The organism is Achromobacter sp. 1011791174 (genome assembly GCF_059760925.1).
Genome location: NZ_JCBANH010000085.1, coordinates 20915 through 27856 on the forward strand (window position 1 = coordinate 20915; position 6942 = coordinate 27856).

7 protein-coding genes are annotated in these 6942 nt (G+C 69.5%); 6 read left to right on the top strand and 1 reads right to left on the bottom strand.

Annotated features, from left to right (window positions below):
* The first annotated feature begins 36 nt into the window (after window positions 1-36).
* The 3 genes from pap to AC6LJ5_RS23570 are packed head-to-tail and all read left to right on the top strand — an operon-like array spanning window position 37 to window position 2489.
* Window positions 37-1503, top strand: coding sequence for a polyphosphate:AMP phosphotransferase (pap, locus tag AC6LJ5_RS23560; protein ID WP_498141767.1), 1467 nt, complete (start codon window positions 37-39; stop codon window positions 1501-1503).
* Window positions 1504-1525: 22 nt separating this feature from the next.
* On the top strand, window positions 1526-1975 hold the full coding sequence (locus tag AC6LJ5_RS23565) for a GNAT family N-acetyltransferase (protein WP_103271544.1): 450 nt from the start codon (window positions 1526-1528) through the stop codon (window positions 1973-1975).
* A 49-nt stretch (window positions 1976-2024) separates the two neighbouring features.
* Window positions 2025-2489 carry an HIT family protein gene (locus tag AC6LJ5_RS23570; protein ID WP_103271545.1) on the top strand — a complete coding sequence of 155 codons (465 nt, stop codon included), beginning with the start codon at window positions 2025-2027 and terminating at the stop codon, window positions 2487-2489.
* Between the two features lie 24 nt (window positions 2490-2513).
* On the opposite strand, the gene AC6LJ5_RS23575 is transcribed toward AC6LJ5_RS23570, so the two are convergent.
* Window positions 2514-3620, bottom strand: a complete 1107-nt coding sequence (locus tag AC6LJ5_RS23575) for a glycosyltransferase (protein ID WP_392411380.1) — start codon at window positions 3618-3620, stop codon at window positions 2514-2516.
* 1005 nt (window positions 3621-4625) lie between these two features.
* Between AC6LJ5_RS23575 and nhaA the strand changes: the two genes are divergently transcribed.
* From nhaA to AC6LJ5_RS23590, 3 genes are all read left to right on the top strand, one after another.
* Window positions 4626-5864 (top strand): Na+/H+ antiporter NhaA, encoded by a 1239-nt coding sequence (nhaA, locus tag AC6LJ5_RS23580; protein ID WP_498141768.1) that lies wholly within the window; start codon window positions 4626-4628, stop codon window positions 5862-5864.
* Between the two features lie 62 nt (window positions 5865-5926).
* The gene (locus AC6LJ5_RS23585) at window positions 5927-6316 is read left to right on the top strand and encodes a DUF488 domain-containing protein (RefSeq protein ID WP_103271547.1); all 390 of its coding nucleotides are present in this window, start codon (window positions 5927-5929) and stop codon (window positions 6314-6316) included.
* A 126-nt stretch (window positions 6317-6442) separates the two neighbouring features.
* Window positions 6443-6942 (top strand): PH domain-containing protein (locus AC6LJ5_RS23590; RefSeq protein WP_498141769.1); only part of this gene is annotated, 500 nt, incomplete at its 3' end.

The window sequence follows — 6942 nt, forward strand, 5'->3', positions numbered from 1 at the left end:
CGATACGCCTCTGTCCGCCCGCCGCGGACCCCAGCCATGTTCGCCGAAGCCGAAGCCGACCCCAGCCTGTCCAAAGAAGCCTTCAAGCCCATCGAGGCGCGCCTGCGCGTCGCCCTGCTGAACGCGCAGTACCAGCGCCTGCAGAAGGCGGAAAAATCCCTGCTGGTGGTGGTCGCCGGCATCGACGGCGCCGGCAAGGGCGCCACGGTCAACCTGCTCAACGAGTGGATGGACCCGCGCCACATCAAGACGCTGGCCTACGGCCCGCCCGAAGGCGAGGAGCTGGAACGCCCCTGGCTGTGGCGCTACTGGAAGGATCTGCCCGCCAAGGGCAGCACCGGCATCGTGTTCGGTTCCTGGTACGCGCAGCTGCTGCGCGAGACCTCGCGCAAGCGGCCCAACCAGGACGCCATCGAAGCCCTGTCCGCCGCCATCCGCCGCTTCGAGGCCATGCTGGCCGCCGAGGGCGTGCAGATCGTCAAGCTGTGGTTCCACCTGTCCGCCCAGGCGCAGAAGGCGCGCGCCGAGCGCCTGCTGAGCAGCCCTGAGACCTCGTGGCAGGTCAGCCCCGCCGACCTGAAGGTGCACAAGAAATACGACCGCCTGCGCAACGGCGGACAGATCGTCATCAACCACACCGACAGCGGCCACGCGCCCTGGGTCGTGATCCCCAGCGCCGACGAGCAGCTGCGCGCCGCGCGCACCGCCGAGGCCGTGCTGGCCGCCATGCGCCAGCGCAGCGTGCCGCGCATCCCGCCCAGCTTCGTGGCGCACTCCGGGCCGGCGCGCATCATCGACCGGCTCGGCCAGCTCGACTACGAGGCCCGCATCGACCGCGAGGACTACGAGTCCGAACTCGGCCTGCTGCAAGGCCGGCTGGCCCGCGCCGCGCGTTCGAAGAAATTCCAGGACCGCTCGCTGGTGCTGGTGTTCGAGGGCCAGGACGCTGCCGGCAAGGGCGGCGCGATCCGCCGCGTCACGCATGCGCTGGACGCGCGCCAGTTCGACATCACACCCGTCGCCGCGCCCAACAGCTATGAACTCTCGCGCCCCTATCTGTGGCGCTTCTGGCGCCAGCTGCCGCGCCGGGGCCGCATCGCCATCTTCGACCGCTCCTGGTACGGCCGCGTGCTGGTCGAGCGCGTCGAGAAGCTGGCCCGCCCCGCCGACTGGCGTCGCGCCTATGCCGAGATCAACGACTTCGAGGAACAGCTGTCGGGCAGCGGCGCGCTGGTGCTGAAATTCTGGCTGGCGGTCACGCCCGACGTGCAGCTCGAACGCTTCAAGGAACGCGAGAAATCGCCGTTCAAGAACTTCAAGATCACGCCCGACGATTGGCGCAACCGCGACAAGTGGAAGGAATACGCCGCCGCCACCAACGAGATGCTGACGCGCACCGACGTGGCCCACGCGCCCTGGCACCTGGTATCGGCCAACGACAAGCGCTACGCCCGCCTGCAGGTGCTGCGCCACATCGTCGAGGCACTGGAAAACCCACGCTGATCCGCAACCGGAGGCATTGCCCATGAGCACCACGGAAATCCGCCCCGCCACCGCCGCCGACTTCGATGTCTGGCTGCCGCTGTGGAAGGGCTACCAGGACTTCTACCGCGTCGACATCGCCGACGCCGTCACGCGCAACACCTGGGATCGCCTGCTCGACCCGGCCGAGCCCATGCACGTGGCGCTGGCCTACGACGGCGGCAAGGCCATCGGCATGGTCCACTGGATCTTCCACCGCTCCACCTGGACCGCCGGCGACTATTGCTATCTGCAGGACCTGTACGTAACGCCCGAGGCGCGCGGCACCGGCGCGGGCCGCAAGCTGATCGAACACGTCTATGCCCAGGCCGCCGCCAACAATGCCGCGCGCGTGTACTGGCTGACCCACGAGACCAACGCCACCGCCATGCAGCTGTACGACCGCATCGCCGACCGTTCCGGCTTCATCCAATATCGCAAGGTGCTGCCGTGACCCGCATTCGCGTCCCACGCATCCCGGCCACGATCCGGAGGAAAACCCCGTGAGCGCCCGCGACCCCGACTGTCCGCTGTGCCAGGAAGACGGCGGCGCGCTGCTGTGGCGCGGCCCGCACCTGCGCGTCATCGAGGTCAACGACCCCGACTACCCCGGCTTCACCCGCGTGATCTGGAACGGCCACCTGGCCGAGATGACCAGCCTGTCGGCGCATGGCCGCGAGCTGCTGATGAAGGCCGTGTACGTGGTCGAGGAAACCCAGCAGGCCATCCTGTCGCCCGACAAGATCAACCTGGCCTCGCTGGGCAACATGGTGCCGCACCTGCACTGGCACGTGATCCCGCGCTGGCGCGGCGACCGCCATTTCCCCGACCCGATCTGGGCCCCGGCCCGCGTCGCCAAGGGCGCCGAGCCCGCCGAGCTGAAGGCCCGGCTGGCGCGCACGCAGGCGCAGCTACCGCGCTACCGCGACCGCCTGGTCGAGGCCATGAACGCGCTGCTCTGGCATTGAACCAAGGGTAGCGTCAGCGCGACGCTACGCCGCCGTCCCGCGCCGTTCGCTCAGCCAGCGGTGGTAGACGTTTTCCACGTCCTGCGCCACGCGCGCCGGCGTGAACAGGCCCAGGTCGCGCACGCGCGCCCGGCCCGCCTCGCCCATGCGGCGGCGCAGCGCCGCGTCGCCCAGCAGCAGGTCCAGCGCCTGCGCCAGCGCGCCCGGATCATTCGGCGGCACCAGCAGGCCGCTGCGGCCCGGCATCATGGTTTCGGGCACGCCGCCCACCTGCGTGCCGATCACCGGCAGCCCCATCGCGGCGGCCTCCACGAACACCGTGCCGAAGGCCTCGCGCCGCGTCGGCAGCGCGAACACGTCGAAGGCTCGCAACGCCGTGCCCACATCCTTGCGCCGTCCCGCGAAATGGATGCGCCGCGCCAGCGCCTGTCCCAGCGCGCGCACGCGCTCGCGCAACTGCTCCGCCAGCGGCATGCCATCGCCCACCAACACCAGATGCGCGTCGGCATGGCGGCGAGACACCCGGCTGAAGGCCTCGATCAGATCCTCATGCCCTTTTTCCGCCCGCATCACCGCCACGCAGCCCACCACCTTGGCCTCCGGCGGAATCGACAACTCGCGGCGCAGGCAGGCGCCCGGCCGGTCCGGCGGCAGGGACACCGGCGAATGGATCACCTCGACCGCCTCGGGCCGCGCGCCGCCTTCCAGCAACTGGCCGCGCACATAGCGGCTGACGGCGATCACACGGTGCGCCAGCCAGGTATAGGCGTACAGCGAGTGGATCGGCTTGGCCAGGTGGCGCGTGCGCACGATCAGCGGCGTGCCGGCCAGCCGCGCGCCGATGGACGCCAGCACGGTGTCGCGCCGGCTGTGCGTGTTCAGCACATCGAAGCGCCCGCCGCGCAGCACCCGTCGCAGCGCCGACACGCCGCGCAGGAAATTCACAGGCCCGTCCATCAGCAGGTTGTGGACCTTGAAGCCCGCCTCGCGCAGCCGGCCGCCCAGCTCGGCCTGGGGCTGGCACACGGCCTCCAGGTGATGGCCGCGCTCGCGCATCGCCACCATCTCCTTGTAGATGCAGAACTCCTGCCCACCGAACGAGGTGGCCGCCTCGGTGTGCAGGATGCGCAGGCCGGAAAGGCCGGCGGATTCGGCCACGCAAGCGCGGGTCCGCGCCTGACCGCTGAACGGATCGAACGCGCTCGCCTCGCCAGGGCCGGCATCGATCCCGTCCTCCGCGTCGCTCCAGCGTCGTCCCTGCCACAACAGGTAAGCCTCCAGATAACGGATCTCTTCCGGCTCCAGCATCGCCAGCCCCGGCTCGCCGTCGCCCAGCGCCTCGAACTCCGTGGCGGCCAGCCGGCGTCCCCATCCCACCTGGACCTGGCCGTCGCGCGACAGGCTGAACCGCGCTCCGCCCCGGACCCAGGCCTGCAGGCGCGGACCGGGCAGCAAGGTATCCAGGCGATAGCCGCCCGGCAGTTCGGACAGCGCCCGACCGGCGCCGGAACCGACATTTGCGCTCAACACTTCCGGGCCGGCATCCACCAGCAGCGGCGCGCCTCGCGCCCCCGGCCGCTGGTAGCTGAGCGTCTGGATCGCCGGCAGGCGGGCCAGCAGCGGCGTCCTTGACGCCTGGGTGGCATGCGGGTTGCGGGAGGAGGATGACATCGGCGGCGGTCCTGAAAAAAGCCAGGGCGGCGTGGACAGGCGCGGCGAATGCGCCGCCGCCTGCCGCGTGCGCCCAGAGGAAACGCTGGCGATGGTAGCGAGAGACCCGTAATTAAATTAGCGCCCTGTTCGCACGGATTTCACGGAACATGCATGATCTTGTGGAACAAATTCTTCATCTTTCAGGTAGAATTCAGCTTTCGTGCGCCCGCGATCCGACTGCGGGCGCAACCCGTCCGGCCCGCGCCGGACGCCTCGCGCGCCGTCCCGCCAGACCACGCGCATTCCCGGCGCCCGCCGCGCCAAGTAAGCTTTGCCAGGGATCCCGGCGCCTTCCGGCTGCCGCCCGCCCAGGCGGCGGATCCGCCCGGCAAGCCATCCTCAACCCGAACCACGGCATGGAGCCGCCGCCCCTCGCCGTCGCCGTTCGCCGCGCACTCACCGAAAGGTAGTAAAGGAGTCCACGTGAGCCATCCGGCCCCTCCCGCCCCGCGGTCCGCCTCGTTCCTGCAGGCGTTCCTGAAATCCGAAGCCCTCGGCGGCTACGTCCTGATGCTCGCCGCCCTGCTGGCGCTGCTCGTCGCCAACAGCGGGATCGCGCCAGCCTACTTCGACGCGCTGGGCGCCAAGCTCGGCTTCAGCCTGGGCCCCGTCGTCCTCAAGGAATCCGTGCTGCACTGGATCAACGACGGCCTGATGGCCGTGTTCTTCCTGCTGGTCGGCCTGGAGATCAAGCGTGAAGTGCTGGACGGCCAGTTGCGCGGCGCCTCGCGCATCGTGCTGCCCGGCATCGCCGCGCTGGGCGGCATGATCATGCCCGCCCTCATCTATGTGCTGATCAACCTGGGCAGCCCCGGCACGCTGCGCGGCTGGGCCATTCCCGCCGCCACCGACATCGCCTTCGCACTGGGCATCCTGGCGCTGCTGGGCAGCCGCGTGCCGACGTCGCTCAAGATCTTCCTGACCGCGCTGGCCATCCTGGACGACCTGGGCGCCATCATCATCATCGCGCTGTTCTATACGTCGCAGCTGAACCTGTTCGCGCTGGGCATGGCCGCCGCGCTGCTGGCCATCCTGTTCTGCCTGAACCGCGCAGGCGTGTTGCGGCTGACGCCCTACCTGTTGCTGGGCGCGGTGCTGTGGTACTTCGTGCTGAAATCCGGCGTGCACGCCACGCTGGCCGGCGTGGCGCTGGCCCTGGCCATCCCGCTGCGCCCGCAAAACCAGGGCGCGCCCGCCGCGCACTCGCCGCTGCACGCGCTGGAACATGCGCTGCACAAACCCGTGGCGCTGCTGATCGTGCCGATCTTCGGCTTCGCCAACGCCGGCGTGTCCTTCGCCGGCATGGGCCTGGACAGCCTGGCGCAGCCGGTGCCGCTGGGCGTGGCGCTGGGGCTGTTCCTGGGCAAGCAGCTGGGCGTGTTCGGCTTCGCCTGGCTGGCCATCAAGGCCGGCGTGGCGACCCTGCCGCGCCACGCCAGTTACGCGCAGCTGTACGGCGTGGCGCTGCTGTGCGGCATCGGCTTCACCATGAGCCTGTTCATCGGCGCGCTGGCCTTCACCGATCCGGCCGCCGTGGACGCCACCAAGCTCGGCGTGCTGACCGGCTCGCTGGCCTCGGCCATCGTCGGTTTCGCGCTGCTGCGCGCGAGCGGCGGCGCGGCGCCGGCGGCGACATCCGCCGTCACCGCTCAGGCCCGCTAGCGTCATCACGGGCGCTCCAGGCGTTGCGGTAGACTGGCCGCAACGCCCACCCAGGAGCGGCCATGAAAGCGCCCGCGATCTCCCTCCAACGCATCTACGAAGGCACCGGCCCGGACGAAGCCTACAAGGCCCTGGTCGACCGCATGTGGCCGCGCGGCCTGCGCCGCGCCGACCTGGGCCTGGACGAGTGGGCGCGCGACATCGCCCCGTCCGCCGAACTGTGCAAATGGTTCGGCCACGTCGACGAACGCTGGGACGAATTCCGCCAGCGCTACAACGCGGAACTGGCCGCGCCCGAACAACAGGCCCGCATGAGCGCGCTGCTGCAAGCCGCCGGCAAGAGGCCGCTGACCTTGCTCTATGGCGCGCGCAATACTGAACACAACCAGGCCGTGGCGCTGCGCGAAGCGCTGCTGGCGCATGCGCGCAAGGGCGGCGGGCGCGCGGCCTGATACCCGCTCCGCCAGCGCCACTCTTCGGGCGCACTCGCGCCGCTATGCCTGCGGGCGCAATCTTTCGCATCCTTAACGTAAGATAGGCGCGGCTTGAGCCCCGCACCGCAACCCCGCAGAGCATCGATGGACTTCGACTTCAAGACCGCTACGCCAGAACAACTCAGGGCGCGCTACAACGATATCGCCACGGAAATGCGCGAGACCCAGTTCCTCTCCAAAAAGGAACTGGACCACGTACCGCACATCCTGCAGGATGGCGAACAAGTGCTGGCCTTCGCCACGGGCTTGATGAACAACGACACCTGGCTCATCACCCTGACCGACCGGCGCATCATTTTCCTGGACAAGGGCATGGTCTATGGGCTGCGCCAGGCCGTCATAGACCTGGACAAAGTCAGCTCCGTCTCCTTCACCACCCGCTGGCTGTTCGGCGACATCCACATCCGGGACAGCTCCGGCACCTACCAGATCACCAACGTCTGGAAGAAATCGATCGTGCCGTTCACCAACCGCGTGCAGCAGGCCGTGGACGCGCGCAAGCCAGCCAACAACCCCATGCCGGTCTACCTCGTGCCGCCCCCGCTACCCGACAGCGACGCGGCGTCCGACGCGCCCCTTGCGCT

Excerpts from the sequence above, each read along its gene's own strand:
- pap (WP_498141767.1), top strand. The coding sequence starts at position 37 with ATGTTCGCCGAAGCCGAAGCCGACCCCAGCCTGTCCAAAGAAGCCTTC.
- AC6LJ5_RS23585 (WP_103271547.1), top strand. The coding sequence starts at position 5,927 with ATGAAAGCGCCCGCGATCTCCCTCCAACGCATCTACGAAGGCACCGGC.
- AC6LJ5_RS23565 (WP_103271544.1), top strand. The coding sequence starts at position 1,526 with ATGAGCACCACGGAAATCCGCCCCGCCACCGCCGCCGACTTCGATGTC.